The 25,864-nt window shown below is 71.9% G+C and carries 20 protein-coding genes; 7 read left to right on the top strand and 13 right to left on the bottom strand.

Annotated elements, in window-relative coordinates; all coding sequences use genetic code 11:
* Positions 1 to 34: 34 nt before the first annotated feature.
* Positions 35 to 727: a TetR family transcriptional regulator gene (locus tag Aeryth_RS06325; protein ID WP_067856106.1), complete on the bottom strand. Its 693-nt coding sequence runs from the start codon at positions 725 to 727 to the stop codon at positions 35 to 37.
* A 182-nt stretch (positions 728 to 909) separates the two neighbouring features.
* Here Aeryth_RS06325 and Aeryth_RS06320 point away from each other — a divergent pair, with 182 nt between their 5' ends.
* From Aeryth_RS06320 to Aeryth_RS06310, 3 genes are all read left to right on the top strand, one after another.
* Entirely contained in the window at positions 910 to 2,019 is a 1,110-nt protein-coding gene (locus Aeryth_RS06320; protein WP_067856103.1) for a ferredoxin reductase, read from the top strand.
* 41 nt (positions 2,020 to 2,060) lie between these two features.
* On the top strand, positions 2,061 to 3,215 hold the full coding sequence (locus Aeryth_RS06315) for a fatty acid desaturase family protein (protein WP_083516304.1): 1,155 nt from the start codon (positions 2,061 to 2,063) through the stop codon (positions 3,213 to 3,215).
* 704 nt (positions 3,216 to 3,919) lie between these two features.
* Positions 3,920 to 4,342 (top strand): hypothetical protein, encoded by a 423-nt coding sequence (locus Aeryth_RS06310; protein WP_067856100.1) that lies wholly within the window; start codon positions 3,920 to 3,922, stop codon positions 4,340 to 4,342.
* On the opposite strand, the gene Aeryth_RS06305 is transcribed toward Aeryth_RS06310, so the two are convergent.
* Together Aeryth_RS06305 and Aeryth_RS06300 are read right to left on the bottom strand one after the other, a co-directional pair.
* Entirely contained in the window at positions 4,339 to 5,010 is a 672-nt protein-coding gene (locus Aeryth_RS06305) for an NADPH-dependent F420 reductase (RefSeq protein ID WP_067856097.1), read from the bottom strand. The genes Aeryth_RS06310 and Aeryth_RS06305 overlap by 4 nt on opposite strands.
* Positions 5,007 to 6,101 (bottom strand): LLM class flavin-dependent oxidoreductase, encoded by a 1,095-nt coding sequence (locus Aeryth_RS06300; RefSeq protein ID WP_067856094.1) that lies wholly within the window; start codon positions 6,099 to 6,101, stop codon positions 5,007 to 5,009. Before Aeryth_RS06300 ends, Aeryth_RS06305 begins: the two co-directional genes overlap by 4 nt.
* A 180-nt stretch (positions 6,102 to 6,281) precedes the next feature.
* Here Aeryth_RS06300 and Aeryth_RS06295 point away from each other — a divergent pair, with 180 nt between their 5' ends.
* On the top strand, positions 6,282 to 7,019 hold the full coding sequence (locus Aeryth_RS06295) for a nuclease-related domain-containing protein (RefSeq protein WP_067856091.1): 738 nt from the start codon (positions 6,282 to 6,284) through the stop codon (positions 7,017 to 7,019).
* A 40-nt stretch (positions 7,020 to 7,059) separates the two neighbouring features.
* Here Aeryth_RS06295 and Aeryth_RS06290 read toward each other — a convergent pair whose 3' ends face one another.
* On the bottom strand, positions 7,060 to 7,989 hold the full coding sequence (locus tag Aeryth_RS06290; RefSeq protein ID WP_144433699.1) for an alpha/beta hydrolase fold domain-containing protein: 930 nt from the start codon (positions 7,987 to 7,989) through the stop codon (positions 7,060 to 7,062).
* Positions 7,990 to 8,160: 171 nt separating this feature from the next.
* Here Aeryth_RS06290 and Aeryth_RS06285 point away from each other — a divergent pair, with 171 nt between their 5' ends.
* Positions 8,161 to 9,060: a bestrophin family protein gene (locus tag Aeryth_RS06285; RefSeq protein ID WP_083516302.1), complete on the top strand. Its 900-nt coding sequence runs from the start codon at positions 8,161 to 8,163 to the stop codon at positions 9,058 to 9,060.
* A gap of 164 nt (positions 9,061 to 9,224) precedes the next feature.
* On the top strand, positions 9,225 to 11,810 hold the full coding sequence (locus Aeryth_RS06280) for a carboxypeptidase regulatory-like domain-containing protein (RefSeq protein WP_067856085.1): 2,586 nt from the start codon (positions 9,225 to 9,227) through the stop codon (positions 11,808 to 11,810).
* Positions 11,811 to 11,882: 72 nt separating this feature from the next.
* Here the strand turns inward: Aeryth_RS06280 and Aeryth_RS06275 are convergent, their stop codons facing one another.
* From Aeryth_RS06275 to Aeryth_RS06265, 3 genes are read right to left on the bottom strand one after another with little or no spacing between them, the layout of a single operon-like run.
* A complete protein-coding gene (locus Aeryth_RS06275) occupies positions 11,883 to 12,668 on the bottom strand; it encodes a hypothetical protein (protein WP_067856082.1) in 786 nt (261 codons plus the stop codon).
* A gap of 59 nt (positions 12,669 to 12,727) precedes the next feature.
* Complete coding sequence (locus tag Aeryth_RS06270) at positions 12,728 to 15,052, bottom strand: FdhF/YdeP family oxidoreductase (RefSeq protein ID WP_067856079.1); 2,325 nt, start codon at positions 15,050 to 15,052, stop codon at positions 12,728 to 12,730.
* A gap of 37 nt (positions 15,053 to 15,089) precedes the next feature.
* Complete coding sequence (locus tag Aeryth_RS06265; RefSeq protein WP_202967712.1) at positions 15,090 to 15,566, bottom strand: SRPBCC family protein; 477 nt, start codon at positions 15,564 to 15,566, stop codon at positions 15,090 to 15,092.
* A 330-nt stretch (positions 15,567 to 15,896) separates the two neighbouring features.
* Between Aeryth_RS06265 and Aeryth_RS06260 the strand changes: the two genes are divergently transcribed.
* Positions 15,897 to 17,924 (top strand): hypothetical protein, encoded by a 2,028-nt coding sequence (locus tag Aeryth_RS06260; RefSeq protein WP_067856073.1) that lies wholly within the window; start codon positions 15,897 to 15,899, stop codon positions 17,922 to 17,924.
* On the opposite strand, the gene Aeryth_RS06255 is transcribed toward Aeryth_RS06260, so the two are convergent.
* From Aeryth_RS06255 to Aeryth_RS06230, 6 genes are all read right to left on the bottom strand, one after another.
* Positions 17,906 to 19,111, bottom strand: coding sequence for an XdhC family protein (locus Aeryth_RS06255; protein ID WP_236749835.1), 1,206 nt, complete (start codon positions 19,109 to 19,111; stop codon positions 17,906 to 17,908). The genes Aeryth_RS06260 and Aeryth_RS06255 overlap by 19 nt on opposite strands.
* Positions 19,108 to 19,593, bottom strand: coding sequence for a (2Fe-2S)-binding protein (locus Aeryth_RS06250; RefSeq protein WP_067856070.1), 486 nt, complete (start codon positions 19,591 to 19,593; stop codon positions 19,108 to 19,110). Before Aeryth_RS06250 ends, Aeryth_RS06255 begins: the two co-directional genes overlap by 4 nt.
* Positions 19,594 to 19,603: 10 nt before the next feature.
* Positions 19,604 to 21,934 carry a molybdopterin cofactor-binding domain-containing protein gene (locus Aeryth_RS06245; protein WP_067856067.1) on the bottom strand — a complete coding sequence of 777 codons (2,331 nt, stop codon included), beginning with the start codon at positions 21,932 to 21,934 and terminating at the stop codon, positions 19,604 to 19,606.
* A gap of 108 nt (positions 21,935 to 22,042) precedes the next feature.
* Complete coding sequence (locus tag Aeryth_RS06240; protein WP_067856064.1) at positions 22,043 to 22,612, bottom strand: nucleotidyltransferase family protein; 570 nt, start codon at positions 22,610 to 22,612, stop codon at positions 22,043 to 22,045.
* Between the two features lie 73 nt (positions 22,613 to 22,685).
* Positions 22,686 to 25,127 (bottom strand): MMPL family transporter, encoded by a 2,442-nt coding sequence (locus Aeryth_RS06235; RefSeq protein WP_067856061.1) that lies wholly within the window; start codon positions 25,125 to 25,127, stop codon positions 22,686 to 22,688.
* Positions 25,128 to 25,161: 34 nt separating this feature from the next.
* Positions 25,162 to 25,800: a TetR/AcrR family transcriptional regulator gene (locus tag Aeryth_RS06230; RefSeq protein ID WP_067856058.1), complete on the bottom strand. Its 639-nt coding sequence runs from the start codon at positions 25,798 to 25,800 to the stop codon at positions 25,162 to 25,164.
* Positions 25,801 to 25,864 lie beyond the last annotated feature (64 nt).

Below are 25,864 nucleotides of genomic sequence, written 5' to 3'. Positions count from 1 at the left end.
AATCGGTACCGCTGACCCGCGAGCGACGTGGTCGTCAGCTGGTGGCGGTGTCGTCGGCGGCCCGCAGCCGCCCACTGCCACCGCGGTCCTGCGGACGCGAGCGCCACTGGATCGCGCCGATCGACAGCATCCGCAGCTGCGTGGCGGTCGTCCGCGCCACCTCGCGCTCGAACGCCGGCGTGCCCGGGCCCTGCAGCAGCCGCTCGACCGCCGCGACCATGGCGACGACGATGAGGTTCGCCGACGTGCGGAGGTCGTCGTTGGACCAGTGGACGGCACCCGGCAGGCGGGCGAAGTCGGTCGCGATCTCGGCCTCGAAGAGGTCGAGCTCGTGGCGGATCGCCGCGCGCACGCCCGGCAGACCGCCGACCCGCTCCCGGCTGATGAAGCCGAAGTGCTCGGGATCGGCGCGGACCCGGTCGACCAGGACCTCGACCGACGGGCCGATGACCCCGCCCACCGACGGCTGCGCGGCGCGCACGTCGCGCAGCGTGCGCCGCAGGCTCGAGAACGACTCGTCGACGAGCGCCAGGCCGAGGTCCTCCGCCGACGTGAAGTGCCGGTAGAACGCGGTCGGCGCGATGCCGACCTCACGAGCCACGTGACGCAGCGAGAGGGCCGACAACGAGCTCTGCTCGGTGAGCGTCAGGGCGGCGTCGAGGATGGCCCGACGGGTGCGCTCCTTGCGCTCGGTGCGCGTGGGGAGCGCGACGGGCTGGTCGTCCATGACCTAGATCATACGCACCGGTGGACACGTGACCACCAACGCGACGCCCTGACCTGCACAAACACCGTACGTGCCCGCAGTCACAGCCTCTGGACGTTGACATCCGGGATGTCACATACCGACAGTTGGTGGACAGGTGTCCACCGACACCATCCATCCCGACCCGTGAAGGACAGCGTCCGATGACCTCCACCGCCGCGCTCCCCCCGCTCGCCCAGCGCGTGCTGGGCTCCCGCCTGCTCGCGTCGCTCACCTCCCCGCACGGGGTCGACCACTACCTGCGCCAGATCAACCCGATGTGGGCCGCCACCGACGTCCGCGCCCGCGTCGTCGACGTGACCCGCGAGACCGACGGCGAGCACCCCGTCGCCACCTTGACCCTCGAGCCGACGAGCACGTGGCGCGGACACCGGTCCGGCCAGTACGTGCAGGTCGGGCTCGAGGTCGCGGGCCGTCGCACCACCCGCTGCTTCTCGATCTCCTCCGCCGCGTCGCTGCCCGGCGAGCGGTTCACCATCACGGTGCGCGCGCACGAGGAGGGCATCGTCTCCAAGTACCTCGTCCGCGAGGCCCAGCCCGGCCTGATCCTCCACCTGAGCCAGGCCGAGGGCGCCTTCACGGTGCACGAGAGCGCGGCGACGCCCACGAACAACCACCTCGTCATGATCTCCGGCGGGTCCGGCATCACCCCCGTCATGTCGCACATCCGCACGTTCCTGCGCGACGGCTACGACGATCACGCCCAGCGCAAGATCACCTTCGTCCACTACGCCCGCTCCCCCGAGGACCAGATCTTCGCCGAGGAGCTGCGCGAGATCGCGGCCGCCGACAACGGCATCACCGTGCACCTGCGCTACGGACCGCACCTGTTCGACGCCGACGAGCTGCGACTCATGGTCGGCGGCGACTACACCGACATGGACACCTGGGTGTGCGGACCCGCCGGTCTGGTCGAGCTCGTGCAGGAGGCGTACGGCGACTCCCCCCGGCTGCGCGTCGAGTTCTTCAAGCCGCCGGCGTTCGCCAAGGACGACGACGCCGAGGGCACCCTCGCGTTCAACCTCGCCGGGTCCACGGCCTCCAACGACGGCTCGAGCATCCTCGAGCAGGCCGAGGCCGCGGGCCTGACGCCCGAGTTCGGCTGCCGCATGGGCATCTGCTTCTCGTGCACGTCGCGCAAGACCGAGGGCACCGTCCGCAACATCCTCACCGGCGAGACCTCCTCGCTGCCCGACGAGGACGTGCGCATCTGCGTCTCGGCCCCCGTCGGCAGCTGCGCCGTCGACCTCTGACCACCGACCTTCACGACCTCCTCATCCCGGAAGGACACGACATGACCACGATCCCGTTCGTCCCTCGCGCCAAGAAGACCAAGACCCGCGCCTCCGACCCGAAGGTGCCGAACCTGACGCCGGAGCAGCTCGAGGCGTTCGGCAACGAGATGGACGCGCTGCGCCAGCGCATCCTCGCCGACCTCGGCGAGGAGGACGTGAAGTACATCCGCGGCGTCGTCAAGCGCCAGCAGCAGCTCGAGGTCGCCGGCCGCGCCCTCTTCTACGTGCCGCCGGCGTGGCCGCTGGCCGTCGCCGCGCTCAGCCTCTCCAAGATCCTCGAGAACATGGAGATCGGGCACAACGTCATGCACGGCCAGTACGACTGGATGGGCGACCCGAACCTCAGCTCGCGCATCTACGACTGGGACAACGTGTGCCCGGGCGAGCAGTGGAAGTACAGCCACAACTACATCCACCACACGTTCACCAACATCCTCGGCAAGGACCGCGACATCGGCTACGGCATCCTGCGCATGGACGCCGACCAGAAGTGGCACCCCTACTACCTGGGCAACCCTCTGTACGCGTTCCTGCTGATGGTCTTCTTCGAGTGGGGCGTGGCGATGCACGACCTCGAGGTCGAGAACATCGTCAAGGGCAAGCGCAAGATCGAGGAGAACGCGCACATGCACTCCGCGATCATGAAGAAGGTCAAGAAGCAGGCCCTGAAGGACTACGTCGTCTTCCCCGCCCTCACCGGACCGCTCTTCCCGCTGACCCTCGCCGGCAACGCCGCCGCGAACCTCGTCCGCAACGTGTGGGCGTTCAACATCATCTTCTGCGGCCACTTCCCCGCGGGTGTCGCGACGTTCACCGAGGAGGAGTGCGAGGACGAGTCGCGCGGCCACTGGTACTACCGCCAGCTGCTCGGCTCGGCGAACATCAGCGGCGGCGAGCTGCTGCACCTGATGTCGGGCAACCTGTCGCACCAGATCGAGCACCACCTGTTCCCCGACATCCCGGCCCGCCGCTACCGGGCCATCTCCGTCGAGGTCCAGGAGATCTGCGAGCGCTACGGCATCGAGTACAACACCGGCCCGCTGCACAAGCAGCTCTTCAGCGTCGCCAAGAAGATTTGCCGCTTCGCCCTCCCCGACCGCAAGCCGCGCCAGGCCGCCCCGGCCCCCGCCGAGGCCACCCCCGCCGCCGCCTGACGGACCAACCCCACACCGCCCCCACCCGCTCGGGTGGGGGCGGTGGTGGTTGATGGGGGGTGGGGATGTTCGCGCCCTCGTTGGTGCGCTGCCTCGGCTGGTGCTGGGGGTGGTCTCCGAAAGGGCCTCGACCGGGCGGCTGGCAGCAGCGTTGGGTTGGGCACTCGGGCTGTGAGTCGCATGGGACGAACGGATCTGCGTTCGTGCGTACGACTCACAGGCTTCTGCGTCTGCTACGGGATCCCGTCACCCATGCAGAAGCGTCCGGCCTCGAGCGCGTGAATGAAGAATCGTGGGTGGACTTGAGGGTGGGGTGGGCAGCGCTTCTCCCTTCTCGTGGCACGGTCCATGAGAAGGGAGAGCCTCTGCCACGCCTGACCCCCTCGGCGGTGAATTCTCCACCTGTACAGCGCTGAGAAGGTGGCTGCTCCACCGCTGGGGGCGATTCGGTGGCACGCCCACCGCTCGACCTCAAGACCAACCCGCAGCCCGAGAACCCGAGCCGCCGCCGCACCCAGCCACCCGGTCGAGGCCCTTGCGGAGACCACCTCCACGACACGCCGCACCAGCGCAGCCCCACCCACGAGAGAATCCGCACCGACGCACCCCCACCCGAGCGAGAAGCCGCACCGACGCAGCCGCAGGTCGGCGCCCCCTGTGGACGAGCACTGGGCCTCCCGGAGTCGCGTGGGGAGGCTGAGGGGATGAGTCCTCTCGACTGCTCGCTCTCGACCACGGCCGCCCTGACCGCCGCGTGGCGGTTCGTCGACGGCGGCTTCGGGTACTCGGCGCCGCAGCTGTTCGTGCTCGTGCTCGACCGACGGGCGCGGATCGTGGGTCCGGTGATCCACCTGTACGACGAGCACCAGGCTGCTGCGCCCGACGACGGGATGCTCGGCCTGCTCGTCGAGCGGCTCGCGGAGACCGTCGAGGAGCTGGCGCCGGGAGGCGGGGTGGCGCTCATGAAGGCCCGGCCCGGTCGCTCACCCGTCATGACGGCGGCCGACCTGCGGTGGTGCCGCGCCCTGCACCGTCACCTGCAGGCCGCGGCGTTCTCGAGCCGGGCCCTCTTCTTCGCCACCGACCTCGGGCCCCGCATCGTCGCGCCCGACGAGCTGATCGGCTAGGTGCGGGCGGCGAGCACCTCTCGGCCGCGCTCGGACTCGGGGAAGCGCGCCACCATCGCGCGCAGCTCGTCGGCGCCGACGTTCGCGCCGAACGGCTCCGTCCCCGGCTCCAGACGCACTCCGTCGGCCAGGGGCCCCACGACCACGGGATCGAAGCCGAGCTCGTCGACGAGCCGCGACGCCGCGGCCACGGCGTCACCGTCGTCGCCCGCGACCGCGATCGCCCGCCGGTCGGCCGAGCCCGACGGCTGCGCACCGTCCTCGAGGTCGTGGTAGCCCATGTGGTTGAACGCCTTCACGACGCGCGCCTCGGGCAGGAACGCCTGCACGACCTCGCTGGTCGACGTGCGGGGATCGGTCAGGTCGTCACGGACGCCGTCGACCTCCCACCAGTAGTTCATCGCGTCGACGACGACCTTGCCGCTCAGCGCCTCAACCGGGACGGTGCGGTGCTTGCCGAGGGGCAGTGCCAGCACGACGACGTCGGCGCGGCGGGCAGCGTCGTCGGCGACGGTCGACGTCGCACCGGGTGCGAGCACGTCGACGGTCAGCTCGATGTCCTCCGCCGGGCCCGAGCCCGCCACCAGCACCTCGTGGCCGGCCGCCACGGCGAGGCGGGCCAGGACGGTGCCGACCTTGCCCGCGCCGAGGATGCCGACGGTGGTCATGCCTGCGCCGCCGCGGCCGGCACCGTCGCGTCGGCCGCCAGCAGCTCGCGTACCCGCGGGATCACCTCGGTGCCATACAGCTCGACCGACCGCAGACGGTCGGCGGCGGGCGTCGACCCGGTCGTGTAGATCATGTCGAACCGACCGACGCCGAGCGTGCGAATGGCCGCAGCCATCTTCTGGGCGACCGTCTCGGGCGACCCGAGGTAGAGCGAGCCGTGCGCGATCTCGCGCTCGTAGTCACGCGCCGTGACCGGCGGCCAGCCGCGGTCACGGCCGATGCGGTCGCGCGACGCCTTGAAGTGCGGCCAGGCGATGCGTGCGGCGGCCTCGTCGGTGTCGGCGACGAACCCGGGCGAGTGCATGCCGACCGGGTGCGCGGTCGTGCCGAACTTCTCCGCGGCCCGGCCGTACAGCTCGAGGTAGGGCGCGAACCGGTCGGGCGACCCGCCGATGATGGCGATCATGAGCGGCAGGCCGTAGTGCGCGGCGCGGACGACCGACTGCGGCGAGCCGCCGACCCCGACCCAGGTGTCGAGGTGGCCGGAGTCCGTCTTCGGGAAGACGTCGGCGCCCTCGAGCGGCGCGCGGGTGGTGCCCGACCACGTCACCGGCTGCTCCTTCAGCAGCTCGGTGAACAGCTGGATCTTCTCCTCGAAGAGCACGTCGTAGTCGGCGAGGTCGAAGCCGAAGAGCGGGAACGACTCGGTGAAGGAGCCGCGGCCGAGGATCACCTGCGCCCGACCGTTCGACAGCGCGTCGAGCGTCGCGAAGCGCTGGAACACGCGCACCGGGTCGTCGGAGGACAGCACGGTCACGCCCGACGCCAGCCGGATCCGCTCCGTGCGCGAGGCGATGCCGGCCAGCACCGTCTCGGGGCTGGAGATGGCGAAGTCGTCGCGGTGGTGCTCGCCGAGCGCCATGACGTCGACGCCGACCCGGTCGGCGAGCACGGCCTCCTCGACGACCTGGCGGATGGCGTCCGCGTGCGACAGCAGCTCTCCGTCGGGTCCGAGGGGGATGTCGCCGAACGTGTCGAGCCCGAACTGCACGGCGGGGGTCGTCGTGGTGTCGTCGGTCTGCGTGGTCATGCTGGTCACCTTCCGCTGTCGTCTCTCGACCAAAAGTAGTTCAAAATTCATCTACTTCAAGCACCGGCCCTCCCCCACTATTCCGCCTGCCCCACCCGCGGCCCGTCAATCCCTGCGGGACAGCCCCGGAACGCGTACGGTTCAGCCACCGACGGTCGTGGAGAGCGAGGGGATCAGACGGTGACGGTGCACGAGGTGGAGCGACCCGCGTACGGACGCCACCGGTCCGAGACGCCGACGGGCGAGCGGCGCATCGTCCTGCGCCGACCTGGCACGTGCAGCCTCTGCTCCAGCGCGCTCGCACCGCGCACGACCGCCGTCGCCGACCCCGACCACGGCTCGGTCCGGTGCGTCGACTGCGAGGGCGGTGCCGCCCTGGCCGCCGCGGCGCGGCACCGTCGGACCGGTGACGACGAGCTCGCGCCGGCCGTCTCTCCCACAGCGCACGCCGACCTGCGGCACCGCCTCGACCAGCTGCGCGACCACGACGTCCGACTGCTCCACGGGCGTCGGGTGCCGGGGTCCTCGACGACCCTCGACCACGTCGTCGTCACGCCCGGCGGCGTCTGGGTGGTCGCCGAGTCCGACCTCGAGGGCGACCTGCGCGTCGTCGTCGAGGGCGGCCGGCTGCGCCCCCGCAGCGAGCGTCTTGTCGTGGGCCGACGCACCGTCTCGCGGCCCGTCGACACGGTGCTCAAGCAGGCCGCCGCGGTGCGCGACGTCGTGGGCGCCGACGTGCCGGTGCATCCCGTCCTCTGCGTCGCCGGCGACGGCCCGGCCGCCGACGGCGTGACCACCCGCGGCGTCGCGGTGGTGCGTCCTGCAGAGCTGGAGAGCTTGCTCCTGCGCTCCGGCGACGCCGGCATCGACGTCCCGGGCGTCCGTCAACGCCTGGCCGTCGTGTTCCGCGTGGTCTGAACGTCGCGCGCCGTCGCCCCCGCCGCGGCGGGCCACCGACTCAGCCCGGCGGGCTCGCCGCCGTCGTGCGCAGCAGCGCGACGAGCGCGCGTCGTGTCCGACGCCCCTCGGGGATCGCTCGGGTCATCCACACGTGGAACATGCTCGTCACCTCGTGCACGCGCAGGTCGACGTCCGCGTCCCGCGCCCGTTCCGCGAGCGTCTCGACCGCCGGACGCAGGATGTCCCGGTCGCCCACGAGGACGTCGACCGGCGGCAGTCCGTCGAGCCTCGTCGCCTGCGGGCTGACCTCGGGGTCGGCCGGGTCGCGTCGGCCGGCCCACCAGCGCCCGGCCGCGCGCAGCCCGGACTCGGCGAGCATCGGGTCCGACGCCTCCAGGTCACGCACCTCGGGCTCCGACAGGGTCGCGTCGAGCCAGGGCGAGAGGCAGACGACACGACGTGGCTCGGGCCCGTCGCCGTCACAGAGGCGACGTGCGACGACCAGCGCGAGCGCCCCGCCGGCCGAGTCGCCCATGACGACCGTCGGCAGCCGGTCCACGTCGTCGGCCGCCAGCGCGACGAGCGCGGGCAGCACGTCGTCGACGGTCGCGTCTGGGGCCAGCGGGTAGGCCGGGACCTCCACGAGGGCCGGCGTCCGCGCCAGGGCCGACACCAGCCTCCAGTAGTCCGACGTCAGCGGGTGCACGTAGCCGCCACCGTGCAGGTAGACCACGCGGACGACGGGACGACGACGTCGTGGCTGCACCGACCACACGGTCATCCCGTGCCGATGCGCGCGTCCCACCCGGTGCACCCACCGGACCCGTCGTGTCGGCGGGGCGTCGCCCGACTGCTGACGCCTCCTGGCGGTGCGCAGCGTGCGCTGCGCGCCCTCGAACGCCTGCTTGTCACGACGCAGCCACATCAGCCGCATGTACAGCACGGTGAACGGATGCCGCCTGCGAGGATCGGTGGACCAGCCGAGCATGTGTTCCCTCTCGTCGACGTCGTCCTCCCACCAGTACCAGGGGACGTCCGAGACCACCACCGGGCCGTCGACGCGAGCGACCCGTGCCGTCGACGAACTCTTGGCGGCTCCTCAGGGACGGACGCGCCCTTCTGACCTGCGGTCCGACGCTGTCCACGCAAGGCTTGACGCATGATCACCTCGCGCCTCCCGAGGTCAGCATCCGTCTGGCGACCGCTGCTCGTGCCGACGATCATGCTGCTCACCTGGGACGTCGGGGTGACCGTCGCGTTCCAGCTGCACTGGTTCGAGTTCCCGGGCATCACGATCCAGTACACGCTCTACGGCACGGCCATCGCCCTGTTCCTCGGCTTCATGGTCAACGCGGGCTACGCGCGGTGGTGGGAGGCGCGCACCCTCTGGGGCAGCATCGTCAACCACTCGCGGAACGTGGCACGCGAGGCGACCACGCTGCTCGACCCGACCGTGCCGAACGCGCGGCGCGAGCTCGGCCCCGACATGGTGCGCGCCCAGATCGCCTACGTGCACAGCCTGCGGACGTCGCTGCGCCAGCAGGACCCCCCGCCGGAGATCGACCGCTACCTCTCGCGTGACGCCGCCGTCCGGGTCAAGAACGCCAGCAGCGGCCCGACGGCCACGCTCACCCACCTGGGTCGGCTCCTCGCCGAGGCGCGTCGTCGCGGCATGATCGACGACTTCGCCCGCGTGCAGGTCGAGTCGACGCTCAGCGTCCTGACCGACGCGCAGGGCGGCCTGGAGCGGATCAAGAAGACCCCGCTGCCCGTGCAGTACCGGCTGCTGCCGTCGTTCTTCGCCCGCACGTTCTGCATCATCCTGCCGTTCGCGGTCTACCAGGACCTGCAGTGGTGGACGCCGATCGGCTCGGGCCTGGTCGGCATGATGTTCCTGCTCGCGGTCCAGGTCGGCAAGGACCTCGCGGACCCGTTCTCCGACGACGTGCACGACGTCCCGATGACGGCGATCAGCCGCACGATCGAGATCGACCTGCTCGAGATGATCGGTGCGGACGCCCCCGGCCCGGTGAACCCCGTCGGACAGGTGCTCTGGTGACACGACGGCTGCCGATCCGGCACTGAGCGGAAGCACCCATCCTGCCTCGTCCGGGGCACGCCGCGCAGCGCTTCGCAGAAGGTGCGCGAAACTTGTTCATTCGCCGGACGTGGCGTCGGACGCGGTCCTAGGGTGCACCGAGTCCTACCGATCGGAAGTCCCCCGTGATCCCACGCCCCGTCCCCCTGCAGCGCGCCGTGCTCGCGCTCGTCACCGCCTCCGCCCTCCTGCTCGGCATCCTCGCCGGCACCGCACCCGCCCAGGCCGCCACCACGGTCGTCACCGGCACCATCACCTCCTTCGACGGCCACCCGGTGTCCACCGGGGTCGAGCTCTACGTCAACATCGCGGAGCCCGGCCAGACCCCGCTGTGGAGCTCGACGCAGCAGGTCTTCAGCGACGAGAACGGCGTCTACCGCTTCGACGAGGGACTGGACGCCACCCAGTACCGCATCGGCGTCGCGCCGCAGTCGCTGTCGAGCTACGACGAGGAGACGGGCGAGACGACCTTCACGAACCTCGCACCCGTCTTCCACCCCGCCGCCCGCACGGTCGAGTCCGCCACGACCGTGAAGGTCCCCGCCGGACGCACCACCACCGTCGACATCACCTCCCCCGAGGGCGGGGTCGTCTCCGGCACCGTCACGGGACAGCCCGACCTGCGCCACGACAACCTCGCTGTCATCGCCCAGTACCGCGACCCGGCGACGGGCACCTGGGGAACGGCCGGCTTCGCACCGGTCTTCGAGGAGGGCCACGCCTACGACCTCGTCCTGCAGCCCGGCAGCTACAAGCTGCGCTTCTACGACGGCAACGGCTACCACTACACGGAGTACTGGAACGACGCCGCCACCCGCGACGCCGGCCAGGACGTGACGGTCACCGCCGGCGGCACCCTCCCCGGCGTCGACGCCGAGCTGGCCCGTGCGGGCCGCATCGAGGGTCGTCTGACCCTGGCCAGCGGCGCCCCGGTCGACACCGACAACTCCTTCACGACGATCGAGCGACGCGACCCGGCCACCGGCACGTGGTCGCAGGTCGACGACGTCGACGGTGGCTACCTCGACGCGGAGGGGCGGTTCGGCTTCGGACCCCTCGTGGCCGGCACCTACCGCGTGAAGGCCGTCTCGAACGAGTACCCCGACACCTACTACGGCGGAGGCACCGAAGGCACCCCGATCACGGTCGAGACCAGCCAGGTCGTCACCGGCATCGACCTCAGCCTCACCAAGCCCGGCTCGGTCTCCGGTGCCGTGCAGCTGCCGACCGGCAAGGCCGCTCCCGGCGCGACCGTCGTCGTCTACGCGAAGGCGGAGTCCGGCACCTGGACCCAGGTCGACGAGTCGTCGACCGACAGCCGCGGCGGCTACGTCATCGGCGACGTCCCGGCCGGCACGTACGCCGTGCAGGTCTTCCCGGGCAACCCGGCGTACGCGCCCCAGGTCTACCTCGGCAAGACCTCGCTGGACGCGGGCACGCCGGTCACCGTCAAGGACGGCACGCGCACCCGCCTGTCGACCGTGAAGCTCGCCGCCGGCGCCACCGTGTCGGGCACCATCACGCTGCCGAAGGGCGTCAGCGACCGGGTCGCGCGCACCGTCGACGTCATCGACCCGGCGTCCGGTGACCTCGTCTCGAGCGTGGTCGCGTCGAAGCGGGGCTCCGGCACCAGCTGGACGTACGCCGTGCCGGGTCTGGCCGCCGGCTCCTACCAGGTGCAGTTCGCACGCTCGAGCGGTTCGTCGCTCGCCACCGGGCTGTACTTCAAGAACGTCCCGGAGACGCAGGGACGCGCGAGCGCCACGGCGGTCAAGGTGACGGCGGGCAAGACGACGCCGTCGGTCAACGCGACGCTGCGCACCGGTGCCACGATCACGGGCCGTGTGCTCGACACGCGGGGCGAGCCGCTGCGCTGCTCGGTCCTGGCCGTGTCGGCCGACGGCACGCTGACCACGCGGTCCGCGGTGTCGTCCTCCTCGACGGGCACCTTCACCATCTCCGGGCTCAGCGCCGGGCAGTACAAGGTCCTCGTCCAGGGCGACGAGTCGGCGTGCGTCGCCGACCCTCAGTCGAACGACGAGACCTCGGGCTACTACTTCGACGGCGACGACACCGCAGGTCGCACGACCTGGGACCCCGCGCAGGCGAACCTGGTGACGGTCGAGGGCACGGGCACGAGCGCCCTGGCCGACCAGTACTACGGCCCGGTCGAGGGTGACACGTTCGACAGTGCACCCGCCCCGACCGTCACGGGCAAGGCCGCCGTCGGCTCGCGCCTGGCGTCGGACACGGCCGGTGACGCCACCCCCGGCCAGGACGGCATCGCCTACCAGTGGCTCCGCAACGGCAAGCCCATCAGCGGCGCCACCGAGACGGGCTACACGGTCGTCGCGGCCGACGCCGGCACGGTCCTGACCGTCCGGTACACCTGGCGCAAGGAGGGCTACGTCGATGTCGTCACGGCCTCCCGCGACGTCAAGATCGGCGCGTCCAACCTGGCCAAGCCGACGATCTCGGGCACGCCTGCGGTCGGCAGGACGCTGAAGGCCGCCCGCGGCACGTGGGCTGGCACGGGCTGGACCTACGGCTACCAGTGGTACCGCGGAGACGCGGCCATCAAGGGCGCCACGGCGTCGACCTACACGCCCACGCGGAGCGACCGCTCCAAGACGCTGACCGTGCGGGTCACCGCTCGCAAGACCGGGTTCGCGAGTGCCACCGCCGCGAGCGCGGGCACGAAGGTCCGCTGACCGCAGCAGGCACGTCGAGGCCGTCCGTCCCCTCGGGGTCGGGCGGCCTCGCCGCGTCGGGCCGGACCGGTGTCAGGCGCGGCGCCGCGCGAGGAGCGCGGCTGCCGTCAGGACGATCGCGACCCCAGCCACGGCGGAGGCGGCGAGCACCGAGGTCGTGCCGTCGGCACGGCCCGTGACCGCGATGCCGAGCATCGCCCACGCCCCGGCAGCGGCGTACGCCACGTTCCCGCCCGTGCGGACCAGCACCGCGAGCAGCGTCACCGCCGCCACCGCGAGCACGCCCAGCTGCCAGCCGACGGACTGCGCCGACACGACCTCGAGGTCGACGAGCGCGGTCGAGAGGTTGAGGAAGAACGCGGCAGTGACCCAGCCTGCGAAGAGGCCGACCGCCGCGCGCGTCAGCACCGCGAACCAGCCGGGCTCGGACGAGGAGCCCCTCGTCGTCAGCCCCACGGTGAGCACGGCGTCGACCGCAGCGACCAGCATGAGGAGCAGCGCGAGCGCGGTCGCGATGCTGCTGTCGAGGGCGGCCAGCAGGATCCACAGCGCCCCGCCCAGGTAGAGGACGACGAAGTCGACCTGCAGACGTCGCGGCACCGCACCGGGGCCGCGGACCAGCGTGGCCACGGCCTGGACGATCGCCAACGTGTAGATGACGCCCCAGATCGAGAACGCCCAGCCGACGGGCGTGATCAGCAGCTCCGGCCCCGAGCCCTGGGCGGGCGACGCACCCGGACCACTGATCGTGACGACGGGCGCCACCACCTCGAGCACCGACGCGACGAGCACCGCCCACGCGAGTCCCTGGGTGCCGGTCCGGGCCGCTGCGTGCGTGCTGCGCGTCGTCGTCGCCATGCCTCGAACGTACCGACGATCTGCGGGTCCGGCCCGCCGAGACGGCACGCGGGCGCGGGTCAGGTCGTGGCTCCCTCCGGCGCGCGGTCCGGGCGCGAGCCCACCTTCTCCAGCCGCACCACCACGTCCTTGTAGGTCGGCTGGTTGCTCGTCTCGGCGACGCTGTCGAGCGGGACGAGCACGTTGGTCTCGGGGTAGTAGGCCGCGGCTCCTCCGCGCGGTGTCGGGTAGGCCACCACCGTGAACCCCGACGCGCGACGGTCCACGCCGTCGTCCCAGACCCCCACGACGTCGACGGTGTCGCCGTCGGACAGGCCGAGGTCGAGCAGGTCGTCGCGGTTCACCATCACCACCTGGCGGCTGCCGTGGATGCCGCGGTAGCGGTCGTCGTCGGTGTAGGGGACGGTGTTCCACTGGTCGTGCGAGCGCAGGGTCTGGAGCACCAGGTGGCCGGCGGGCGCGCGCGTCGCGCGACCGCGGTTGGTGGTGAACCGTGCCGCGCCCGTCTCCGTCGGGAAGACACCCTCGTTCACCGGGTTCGGCAGGGTGAAGCCACCCGGGCGCGTCACGCGCCGGTCGTAGTCGTGGAAGCCTGGGACGATGCGGGAGATGCGGTCGCGCACGTGCCCGTAGTCGGCCTCGAAGTCGGTCCACGGGATCGCCTGGGAGCCGTCGAGCGTGGCCCGCGCGAGGCGGCACACGATGGCGACCTCGCTCAGCAGGTGCGGCGACGCGGGCGTGAGCCGTCCTCTCGTGGTGTGGACCTGGCTCATCGAGTCCTCGACGGTCAGGAACTGGGGACCGCTGTCCTGGACATCGAGCTCGGTGCGGCCGAGCGCCGGCAGGATCAGCGCGGTCTCCCCGCACACCGCGTGGGAGCGGTTGAGCTTGGTCGAGACCTGCACGGTCAACCGGCACCGGCGCAGGGCGGCCTCGGTGGCCTCGCTGTCGGGCGCCGCGCGCACGAAGTTGCCGGCCAGGCCGAAGAAGACGCTCACCTCGCCGTCGCGCATCGCGCGGATCGTCCCGACGGCGTCGCGACCGTGCTCGCGCGGCGGCTCGAAGCCGAACTCGTCGCGCAGGGAGTCGAGGAACGCGTCGGGCATCTGCTCCCAGATGCCCATCGTGCGGTCGCCCTGCACGTTGCTGTGCCCCCGGACCGGGCAGGGGCCCGTGCCCGGGCGACCCACGTTGCCGCGCAGGAGCAGGAAGTTCACGATCTCGCGGATCGTCGGGACGGCGTGCCGCTGCTGGGTCAGCCCCATGGCCCAGCAGACCACGACGCGGTCGCTCTGCAGCACGTCCTCGTGCACGGCACCGATCTCGTCCAGCGTCAGGCCGGTCTCCTCGAGCACCTCCGCCAGGTCCACGCCCCGCACGTGCTCGGCGAACGCCTCGAAGCCGTCGGTGCTCGACTCGATGAAGTCGCGGTCCAGCACCGTGCCCGGCGCCCGGTCCTCGGCCTCCAGCAGCATCCGGTTGAGCGCCTGGAACAGCGCGAGGTCGCCACCGGGACGCACCTGCAGGAGCCGGTCGGCGATCTCGGTCCCCCGACCCACCACGCCGCGCGGCTTCTGCGGGTTCTTGAACCGGCGCAGGCCCGCCTCGGGCAGCGGGTTGACGGCGACGATCCGCGCACCGTTGAGCTTGGCGGTCTCCAGCGCCGACAGCTGTCGCGGGTGGTTCGACCCAGGGTTCTGGCCGACGAGGAAGATCAGGTCGGCGTTCTCGAGGTCGAGCAGGCTCACCGAGCCCTTGCCGGTGCCGAGCGTCTCGTGCAGCGCGAAGCCGCTCGACTCGTGGCACATGTTGCTGCAGTCGGGCAGGTTATTCGTGCCGTACGCCCGCGCGAACAGCTGGAAGAGGAACGCCGCCTCGTTGCTCACGCGTCCCGACGTGTAGAAGGACGCCTGGTCGGGCGAGTCGAGCGACCTCAGCTCGTCGGCCACGAGGGCGAACGCCTCGTTCCAGCCGATCGGCTCGTAGTGGTCGGTGCCCGGTCGCTTGACCATGGGCTCGGTCAGGCGACCCTGCTGGTTGAGCCACCGGTCCGATCGGGACGCGAGGTCGTCGACCGGGTGGGCGCGGAAGAACTCGGGCGTCACCCGACGCCGCGTCGCCTCGTCGTTGATGTGCTTCGCGCCGTTCTCGCAGTACTCGTTGCGCGAACGGTGCCCGACCTCCGGGTCGGGCCAGGCGCACCCCGGGCAGTCGATGCCGTCGACCTGGTTCATGGTGAGCAGGGTGCGGGCCGTTCGGGGAACGGTGGTCTGCTCCAGCGAGTACTCCAGCGCGTGCCTGACCGCCGGCACGCCGGCTGCCCAGGCGCTGGGCTCGTCGACCGTCAGGCCCGTGGTCTCGTCGTCGTGCGGTGCGTCGTCCATGGTGTTCCTCTCGACGTGCTGGTCGGGCGGCTCGGGCTCAGCCGTGCACCCATCCCGGGTGGGCCGGCGGCTCCTTCTCGACGTGCTCGACCCGACCGCGGTGGATGGTGCCGCGCCAGGCCTCGCCGACGTCGCCCACGGTCTCCACGAACGTCCGGAAGCGGTCCAGCTCGGCGCTGACGATCGGTCGCAGCAGGGCCTCGGCCGCTCGTCGGGGCACGACGGGCGGGCACGGCACGCGGAGGGTCAGGGTGACGACGCACGTGTCGGGACCGGTGGCACGGAACGTCGCCTCGCCCTCGTGGACGACGCGGCTCCCGAGCGTGTGCCACGCGACGAGGGTGTCGGGATGCTGCTCCACCACCTCGGCGTGGAACTCGTGGCGCAGCGGTCCGAGCCGGACGAACCAGCGCGTCACGGCCGGACGGACCTGCTCGACCCGGTGCACGTGGCGCGCGAAGCGCGGGAAGCTCTCGTACTGCGTCCACCGGTCGTAGGCGGTGCGTACCGGCACGCGCAGGTGTCGCTCCTCGTCCACGGTCCCCGGGCCCCGGTGGCCCCACGGCCTAGGCGCACGCACGACGCCCTCCTGGTCCCCTCGGGGCTCGGGTGCAGCGCATGTCATCCTCCGGTCGGGTCGGCGTCGACACCCCGGGCGTACCCGCCGCGTCGGCGTCCATGCACTTCCCGCCGATGAACGCAGCCCCATCGACGTGGCGGCTGGTGCCGCAGGGAGCACGTCGGGGCTCGGTGCAGGTCGGGGAAGAATTCCGGGCGAAACCCGGACACCCCGGGTGCGCCACCCCTAGAGTTCAGACGTCTTGCTCAAACATCCAGGGGAACTGTGAAGAACACACGGCTGTCCGTCCTCGCCCTGCTCGTGGTCGCTCTCGTCCTCGGCCTCGCGCCAGCCGCGTCCGCAGCCGACGAGCCGCGCCTGCCGGACTTCGTCGGTGGATCGACCGACGCCCCCGGCGTGGAGGTCCGCATCGAGCGCTCGACCACCGGCCAGACCGACGGGCCCTTCGAGACCGCCGCCACGACGACCACGGACGCGTCGGGACGCTACCGCGTCACGCTCGCGGAAGGCCTCTACCGCGCGACCTTCAACGCCCAGCCGAACGGCTCCGCCGAGTCGAGGCTTCGCGGCAGCGCGACCTACCGGTCGGACTCCTGGTCGGGCGGGGAACCCTACTTCTCCGTCCGCCCCGACTACCGCGGTGGCCCCTGGTCCCAGGAGCTCGAGACGACCTACCTGCCCTCCCGGACGGGCAGGCTGAAGGGTCAGATCACGTCGATCTGCCAGGATGCGCGCCCTCACGGCCGCAGCGAGGTCTACGCCGCTGACGACGCCGACCCGGCCCGGGCAGGCAGCTTCGCCTTCTACGACGCCACCGGCTACGACGTCACCGGCTTCGAGGAGCCCACGAAGGTGCTCGTGCGGGCTGACGGCTACCTGCCCAGCTGGGTGGGTGGCGACGACTTCGCGTCGGCCACGCCCTTCACCCTGCCGACGACCGGCGCGACCCCCACGGCCGACACCCAGGGCCCCGACGTCACGTTGGAGCCGGCGTTCGAGGACGGAGTCACGTCGACCGTGCGGGGAACGGTGGTCAATCGGAGCTACGACGGGGTCTCGGGCCTGGAGGTGCGCCTCTACCGCTCGGTCACCGACACGCCCGAGGGACCCTGGGTCCTCGAGGCGACCCGGACCTCTGGATCGGGCCGCGGCGCCGGGTCCTTCACCGCCCCCGTCCCCCAAGGCCTGTACCGCGCGACGGTCAACGAGATTCCCGACGGCTCGCCGGCCTCGCGCACCTACCTGCCGCGGGCCTGGCGCCACTGGAGCGCGCCGAAGCTCCAGGGGACGGGAGTCGAGGACGCCACCAACATCTGCGTCAACCGGGGCACGGTCGAGCTGGGGGCACAGACCGTCGAGCCCGCCGGCGGGACATTCGCCGGGCGCGTGACCGACCGTCGCGGCGAGGCGCTGAGCTGGGTCGAGGTGGCGCTCTACGCCGACGACGCCACCGATGGCGACCCCATCCGCACCACCCGGACCGACGGGTTCGGCCGGTGGGAGATGCCCGCCATCAGTGGCGCTGCGAAGCTGCGTTTCACGCCCGGGAAGACCTACGTCAACGGGCAGCAGCTCGTCGTCCACCGCACGGCGTGGAGCGGCGGCGCCTCCGACGCCGACTCCGCACAGACCGTCTCGGCCGAGCGCGGCTCGACGACGTCCGTCGACGTCCGGCTCCTGGACGCCCCGCTCGTCGTCCAGAAGAACCCGACCGTCCCGCCCCGGCCCCTGGCCGGGTCGAGGGTGACGGCCAACCCCGGGTACTCCACGGTCAGCGCCGCCACGCAGCGCTACCAGTGGCAGCGCTACGACGGACGTCGCTGGACGACGATCTCCGGCGCGACCCGGCGGGCGTACCACCCCACCGCGTCCGACGTGGGACACCAGCTGCGCGTCCAGGTCACCCACGTGCCGCCCCGCTCCTACGAGGGCGTCGCGCCCGTGACCGTGGCGTCGCGCGGATCGAGCACCATCGTGCGCACCAAGGCCCACGTGCGCGCGAGCGCGAAGGTGAAGGGCAGCAGGAGCTTCGACGTCTCGGCGAGGATCACGCTCGGGGGGACACCGCGACCCACTGGCACCGCCTACGTGCAGTGGATCGCCCTCCGCCCCAAGGGTGACTACCTGTACCCCTCGGGGAAGACCTACGAGCGTCGCGTCCGCTACTCACGAGGAGCGCTGCGCACCACTCTCCGCACGCCGCGCTCGGGGTACTGGGCGTACGCGGTGATCGTCCCTGGGACCAAGACCGTCATCGAGCACTACGACGACCACTACGTGCGGCTCAGGTAGGCGTCGTCGACGCCTCGACCGCCGGCGGAGCCGGACCGACGGTGGATCGGCCCGTCGGTGTCGCCGAGCCCGCGTCCGGTGCCGCCACGACGGACGGCGACGACCTCGGCGAGGATGCTGATGGCCGTCTCCTCCGGCGTGCGCGCGCCCAGGTCGAGGCCGAGCGGCGAGTGCAGCCGTTCGAGCTCCTCGCTCGTCAGGCCGGCGGCGCGCAGCTGCTCGAGTCGCTCCCGGTGGGTGCGCCGCGAGCCCATCGCCCCGACGTAGGCGACGGGGAGGCGCAGCGCGCGGGTCAGCGTCGGCACGTCGAAGCGGGCGTCGTGGGTGAGCACGCACACCACCGTCCGAGCGTCGATCCGACCGGCGGCCACCTCGGCGTCCAGGTAGCGGTGCGGCCAGTCGACGACCACGCGGTGGGCGTCAGGGAACCGGTCGGCGGTCGTGAAGGCGGGCCGGGCGTCGCAGACGGTGACGTCGTAGCCGAGGAAGCGTCCAGCCCCAGCCAGGGCGCGCGCGAAGTCGACGGCGCCGAGGACCACGAGTCGCGGCGGCGGCGTCCACGTCTGCACGAACGCCCGCACACCGGACGCGAGCGGCGAGCCGTCGGGTCCGCAGTGCACGACACCGGTGGCACCGCTCGCCAGCATGGCCTGGGCACGCTCCTGCAGCGCCCGACGTAAGCCGGTCGCGCCGCTCGCCGGCGTCGCTGCGTCAGGACGGGCCGCCTCAGCAGGAGCTGCGTCGAGGGTCGCGCCGTCGACGACCAGCCGCTCCCCCACCCGCCGCCGGTCCGGGTGCTCCAGCACCGTCACGACCGCGACGGCGCCGCCGGTGGCGACCCGCGCCGCCACGTCGGCCAGCCCGTCGTCTGGCCCCACGCGCTGGACGAGCACCTCGATGCGCCCGCCGCAGGTGAGCCCGACGTCGAACAGGTCGTCCGCCGCGAAGCCGAACGTGCGCAGCGTCGGCTCGCCCGACGCCAGCGTGGCCTCGGCGAGGTCGACGACCGCTGCCTCCACGCAGCCGCCCGACACCGACCCGGCGATGCGACCGTCGCCCGCGACCACCATCGTCGCGCCCGCCTGGCGCGGCGCGGAGCCGGACGTGCCGACGACCGTGGCCAGCGCGACGGGCGAGTCCTGCACCCAGCGAGCGGCGCTCGCGAGGGCGGCGTCGGCGACCGTCACCGGCGCATCAGCCTCTCGCCCGTGCGGACCGCCTCGCGGATCCGCGTGTAGGTGCCGCAGCGGCACACGTTGCGGATCGCGTCGAGGTCGGCGTCGGTGATGGCCCGACCCTCACGTTGCACTCGCTTGACGAGCGCCACCGCGGTCATGATCTGGCCGGGCTGGCAGTAGCCGCACTGCGCGACGTCGTGCTCGAGCCAGGCCTCCTGCATCGGGTGCAGGTCGTCTCCGGGCACGGTGTCCGCCAGACCCTCGATGGTCGTGACCTTGTCGGTGGGCCGGATCTTCTCGACCGGCACCGCGCACGGGTTGAAGGCCTTGCCGTTCAGGTGCGACGTGCACGCCTTGCAGACGTTGATGCCGCACCCGTACTTCGGGCCGGTGACGCCGAGGACGTCACGCAGCACCCACAGGAGGCGCACGCCCTTCTCGACGTCGACGGTGACCTTCTCGCCGTTGAGCTGGAAGCTGTACTTGGGCATGTCGGGCTCCTCAGGAGACGAAGGTCAGGCCGTTGGTCGGCGAGGCCGGCACGGGCGGGACGAAGGACTTGGGCGTGAAGTGCAGGGGTTGACGGAAGTTGACGGGGAACTCGGTCGGCATGGTGCCGGTGGCCCGCGCGTAGGCGCAGGCCACGGCGGCAGCCGACGCGGCGACGCCGGCCTCGCCGATGCCGCCCGGCTCGGTGCTCTCGGACTCCATCACCTCGCACCGGAACTCCAGCGGCGTGTTCCACTGACGGGTGTAGGCCGAGTTGTCCCAGCTCGCCTCGAGGAAGTGACCGTCGACGAGGTGGTTGCTGTAGGTCAGGACCTGCGCCATCCCGTCGCTGAACCCGCCCATCATCTGCGCCTCGATGCCGAGCGGGTTGATGGCGAGGCCGCAGTCGACGACCACGGTCGCGCGGAGCACGCGCGGACCGGTCACGGCGTCGCGCACCTTGCGGTTCACCGTGGCCGGACGGCAGTCGAGCTCGACCACCACCGCGGTCGCCCCCTTGTACTCCTTGTGGATGGCGATGCCCTGGGCGACGCCCTTCGGCAGCTTGCGCCCCCACTCGCCGAGCTCGGCGGCACGGTCGAGCACGCGACGGACGACGCCGCTCTTGGTGAACGTCCTGCGGAACTCGACCGGGTCGGTCCGGAAGCGGGCGGCGAGCTGGTCGACGATCAGCTCGTTCGCGACCCTGACGTCGGGTGAGTAGATGTTGCGCACCGAGCTGGTGTTGAACCGGCTCTGGTCGTAGTTCGACTCGTTGAGCAGCTGGGTCACGACGCCGAAGTTGTAGGGCAGCTCCTGCGTCAGCAGGAACACCGTCTCGGAGAAGCCGAGGTTGCCCAGTCCCGACGGCAGCGACGCGACCTCGGCGGTGATGCGCTCGCCCAGCCCGTGCGTGAAGTCGCAGGAGACCGACGTGTGCCGCTGCTCGAAGGTCGCGACCGTGTCGCCGAGGACCGTGGCGCGGATGCGCGACGTCGCCATCGGGTGCACGCGACCCTGGCGCGGCTCGTCGGCCCGGTGCCACATGAGCTTGACCGGGACCCCGAAGGCCTTCGAGACCTGCGCGGCCTCGATGGCGCCGTCGCTGAAGAGCTTGCGCCCGAACGAGCCGCCCCCGGTGACCACGTTCACCTCGACCTTCGACTGCGGCAGGCCGAGCAGCTTGGCGATCTTCGACTGGGCGTCGATCGGCGACTTCAGACCGCTCCAGATCCGCGCGGAGTCCTTGCGCACGTCGGCGACCGCGCAGTTCGGCTCGAGGGCCGACCCGCTGCGGAAGTGGAAGGTGAACGAGCCCTCGACGGTGGTCGCCCCCAGCGCGGGCACCGCCAGCGGCAGCTCGGCCGCCTTCAGCTCGCGGGTGACGTCATCGGCCTTCTTGCCGGGCACGGTCCCCTCGGACCACTGGACGTCGAGCGCGCGGACCGCGTCGATGCACTGGCCGAACGTGCGGGCGCGGACGGCGACGCCGGTGGGCACCATGCCCACGTGCGTCACGCCCGGCATCGCTCTGACCTTCGCGGCGTTGCGGACCTTGACGGGCTTGCCGTTGAGGGCGGGCGCGCGGCACACCATCGTCGGGAGCGCGTTCTTGACCTTGAGGTCCATGGCGAACGTCTTGCGGCCCGTCACCGCGTCGAGCGCGTCGATCCGGCGCTGCGGCGTGCCCACGACCTTGCGCTCGCGCGACTCGTCGAGGGTCACCTCGACCTCCCGCGTGCGCGAGGTGTCGACCTTCTGGGCGGCCTGCCCGTAGGTGACCGACGAGCCGAGCGCGTCGAGGATCGTGCCGCCCTTCGTCGTCAGGCTGGTCACCTGGGCGCCCAGCATGATCGCCGCCGCCTCGAGCAGCGACTGCCGTGCGACGGCGGCGGCCACGCGGATCGGCGTGTACGTCGAGATCGTGGTGTTCGAGCCGCCGGTGAGCTGGTTGAACAGCAGCTCCGGGCGCGCCGGGGCCAGTGTCACGTGCACGCGGTCAAGCGGGAGGTCGAGCTCCTCGGCGAGGATCATGGCCGTCGACGTCGTGATGCCCTGCCCCACCTCCATGCGCGGGAGCGCGAAGTGGGCGTCGCCGCGACGGTCGATGCGGACGGCGACGAGGTTCGACGTCGGGAGCGCGCACTGCGTCAGGAAGTCGTTGAGGTCGTAGGCCTCAGGGATCTGCGGGACCGACGGCAGCACCACGGCGGCCGACGCGGGCGAGGCACCGAGGCCGAGGTCGGCGGCGACCAGCAGACCGGCACCGCCGATCACGTAGCCGAGGAAGGTCCGGCGGGTGGGAGCAGGAGCGGGCAGGGCGGAGTCAGGTGGGATGGGCACTGCAGCACACTTTCGTCGGGGCTGAGGGGATGGACGAAGTGGGGGATGCGCAGCACTGTGTCACGGGTCACGCGGTGGTGCAGACGAACTAGTCCGGTCGGACCATCCTCAGGTGCCCTCGACGGAGGTGTCGCGGTCCTCTCCGGACGCGAGGTCGTCGCACGCGACTGCGGTGGCAGATGCGGCGCTCAGGTACGCATGTGCGCCCCGGTCTCCCACCAGCGTCGCCGCACATGCGGACCAGTGGTCGCGCCCCATCAGCACGGGGTGACCGGGGCGGGAGAAAAATTCTGCGCGGGCGAGCGCGTCGGGCGCCGAACCCTGCGCCGCGACCCGCGCGACGACGTCGGAGCCGACGTCGGGCAGGTCGACGAGATGGATCATCACGGCGTCGGCCGAGGTCGCGGCGACGGCACGCAGCCCAGCGCGCAGCGACGCCGACATGCCCTCGGACCAGTCGTCCGCGACGACGACGCGCGCGTCGGGCGGGACGAGGGCGCGTGCCGTGTCGGCGTCCGCGCCCAGGACCACGTGCACGGGATCGCACCCGCCCTCGCGAAGCACCCGGACGGCGCGCGCGACCCACGGCTCGCCGTCCGCGTCGACCACCGTGGCCTTCGGCCGACCGAGTCGTCGCCCGGCCCCGGCCCCGAGCACCAGTCCGTGCAGCTCACCCACGCGCGCCTCCTCTCCCCCCTGAGTGTGACGTTTGCGGGGCGAGAACGCTGATTCCGCCCCGCAAACGTCACGCTCAGCGGGGGTGGGCGTCCTCCGGGTGTGCGTGCGCCGGGTCGGGGTGGGAGCGCTCGAGCGCGGCACCCTCGACGTCCATGTCGGGCAGGATGCGGTCGAGCCAGCGCGGCATCCACCAGGCCGACTCCCCCAGCAGGTGCATGACGGCCGGGACGAGCAGGATGCGCACGACGAACGCGTCGACCAGCACGCCGAAGGCCAGCCCGAAGCCGACGGACTTGATCATCCCGGAGTCGGCGAAGATGAACCCCGCGAAGACGGACACCATGATGAGCGCCGCGGCGATGACGACCGACCGGCCCGCGTGGAACCCCCGCTGCACCGCCACCCGCGCCGGCGCGCCGTGCGCGTGCGCCTCACGCATCCCTGACACGAGGAACAGCTGGTAGTCCATCGCCAGCCCGAACAGCACGCCGATGAGGATGACCGGCAGGAAGCTCAGCACCGGGCCGGGGTCGTGCACGCCGAACACCGAGCCGATCCAGCCCCATTGGAAGATCGCGGTGAGCCCGCCGAACGTCGCGAGCAGCGACAGCACGAAGCCCAGCGTCGCGGTGAGCGGCACCAGGATGGAGCGGAACACCAGCACGAGGATCAGCAGCGACAGCCCGACGACGACCGCGAGGTAGACCGGCAACGCGTCGGAGAGCTGCGCGCTGACGTCGATGTTGCCCGACGTCGCGCCGGCGACACCGAACGACGCCACGCCGTCCGCGCGCAGGTCGCGCACGTCGCGGACCAGCTGCTCGGTCGCCTCGTCGGACGGTCCGGTCTTCGGCACCACCTGGAACGCGAGCAGCATCTTGTCCTCCGACGCCCCGACGGGTGCCACCGCGGTGACGTCGCCCTGGTCGCGCAGCAGCTCGCCGAGACGTAGCTGCTCCGACGTCAGCGTGGCGTCGGTGACCGGGTCGTCGAGCGTCGCCACGACGAGCAGCGGGCCGTTCGCGCCGGGCCCGAACGCCCGCTCGACCGTGCTGTACGACTGGTAGACGACCGAGTCCTCAGGCTCCGACGTGGCCGAGTTGAGGCCGAGCCGCATCGAGAGCGCGGGGATCGCCACGACGAGCAGCACGACGACGGTCCCCACGACGGTGAGCCACGCGCGGACGGTGCTCATCGGGCGGTCGGCGGGCAGGTGCGCACCCTCGGGCTGCGGCGCCTGACCGCGCTCCTTGCGGGTCAGGGCACGACGGCCGAGCAGACCGAGCATCGCGGGCGTCAGCGTGATGGCGACGAGGATCGCGACGAACACGCAGATCGCGCCGACTGTGCCCATGACGCCGAGGAACCCGATCCCGACGACGTTGAGCGCGAGCAGGGCGATCAGCACGGTGCTGCCGGCGAACACGACCGCGTTGCCCGACGTCCCGTTGGCGAGGCCGATCGACTCGTGCACGTCCATGCCGCGCGCGAGCTGCTTGCGGTGCCGGTTGATGATGAAGAGCGAGTAGTCGATGCCGACCGCCAGGCCGAGCATCACGCCGAGGGCCGGGCTGACCGACAGCATCTCGACGGCCCCGGACAGCGAGAGGCTGGCCAGGACACCGACGCCGACGCCGAGCAGCGCGTTCAGCAGCGGCAGGCCCGCCGTCACGAACGTCCCGAGCATCACCACGAGGACGATCGCGGCCACGACGAGGCCGACGGCCTCGCCCGGCCCGAAGACGTTCGGGATCTCCTGGGAGATCTCGGCGGACGGCAGCACCTCGACGCCGTCGACCGGGTCGTCGGTGAGCGCGGCCAGCACGTCCTCTCGGACCTCCGGCGTCACCTCGACGAGCTCGTCCGTGAACTGCACCTGCGCGAGGGCGGTGGTCCCGTCCTCCGAGACCTGCCGCAGACCCTCACTGAGCTTCAGCAGTGCCGCGCCGTCGTCGAGCGTGCGACCCTGCGCCTCGAGCTCCTCGCGACCCTGCGCGAGCTCCTCCTCCTGGGCGGCGAGCTGCTGGCGCTGCGCCTGCGACACCGAGGGCGCGGCCTCGAGCTGCTGTCGCGCCGCGGCGAGCTGCCGCTCTCCTGCCTCCAGGCGCTCGCGTCCCTGCTCGAGCTGTCGTCGGCCGTCCTCCAGCTTCTGGACCTGCGCGGCGGCCTGCTGCTCGACGGCGAACGGGTCGACCGTGCCCGCGACACCGTCGACGCCGTCGACCTTCTTCAGCACGGCCGCGATGCCGGCCCGCTGCGCGTCGGAGAGCGCCTTGCCGTCCTCGCTGCGGAAGATCACCGTCGCGCTGCCGCCGCTCGCGTCGGGGAACCGGTCCGCGAGCTGGTCTGCCACGCGCTGCGTGGGCGTGTCGGGGATGGTGACGGTCGACGTCAGCGCGCCGCCGAAGAGCGCGAAGGCGCCGGCAGCGAGGGCGAGGACCGCCACCCAGGCGGCCAGCACGGTCCAGGCGCGGCGGGCCGCGAAGCGACCGAGTCGGTAGAGCAACGATGCCATGGTGGTCTCTCTCGGGTCTCGAGCTGACAGGTGGTCAGGCCCTGGCGTGGCGGTAGCCGCGCCCGAGCTGGTCGGTCATGCGGACGACGAGCGACGTCCACAGCGCACGGGAGTCGTCGTCGACGACGCCCCGGGTCTCCTCGCACCAGCGCTGGGCGACGAAGGCGGTCCCGTTCATCAGCGAGGTGACGAGCAGCTCGCGGCCGAAGGTGTCCGTGGTGTCCCCGGGCTCGAGCGCGGTGGCGAGCAGCAGGTCGCGCAGGCGGTGGAAGGCGTCGTCGATGACGTGGCCGTAGCGCCGCGGCAGCGTGTCGTCGACGCTGAGCACCGACCACAGGAACGACATCTGCGGCGTCAGGTCGGTCTGCTCGAAGACGGCGGACATGCGGGCGAAGGTGCTGTCGAGGGTGTCGTCGCCCTCGACGCGACGCGCCGCGGACTCGAGCGCGTCGACGGCCTCGCCGATGCTGCGGGCCAGCACCTCGGTGACGACCGCCTCGAGCGTGGCGAAGTGGTTGAACACCGTCCGTCGCGACACGCCGGCGCGTTCGGCGAGGGCCTCGGTGCTGAGCTGCACCGATCGCGTCTCCGCCACCAGGTCGGCGGCAGCGGCGAGGATCGCCTCGCGGTGCTGCTCACCGCGCTGCTGGCGGCGGTCGACGTTCTCGGTCATCCTTCCAGACTAGGCAGGTCGTTGCACTGAGTGCATCTTCTGTCGATGTCGCCGTGGTCACATG

This window comes from Aeromicrobium erythreum (assembly GCF_001509405.1).
GTDB lineage: Bacteria > Actinomycetota > Actinomycetes > Propionibacteriales > Nocardioidaceae > Aeromicrobium > Aeromicrobium erythreum.
Note: the sequence above shows the minus strand (reverse complement) of the source record. Positions and strands in the feature narration are given on the sequence as shown.